At 32.9% G+C, this 228-nt stretch carries 1 protein-coding gene; it reads left to right on the forward strand.

Annotated elements, in window-relative coordinates; all coding sequences use genetic code 11:
- Positions 1 to 228, forward strand: a 228-nt coding sequence (locus NO357_RS21330; RefSeq protein ID WP_306737782.1) for a hypothetical protein, incomplete at both ends; no start/stop codon positions are given.

The raw sequence follows: 228 nt of genomic DNA on the forward strand, positions 1-228 counted from the left end.
GTGTGATTGCTTCTGATATTGTATGCATTGCGGTGGCTTATTATGGAGCTAAAGATTTAGCAACCTATATCGAAACGCATCCATCCTTATTCAAAATTGGAGGTTTTATTATTATGATTTATGGAGCTTTTATGTTTAAATCTAAACCAGCTTTACACATAAATAATGCCGCCGTAGTGAGTCATAATTACTTCAAAACCTTTTTTAACGGATTCCTAATGAATATGT

The sequence above is a fragment of the Marimonas arenosa genome, from assembly GCF_030848945.1.
Classification (GTDB): Bacteria; Pseudomonadota; Alphaproteobacteria; order Rhodobacterales; family Rhodobacteraceae; genus Marimonas; species Marimonas arenosa.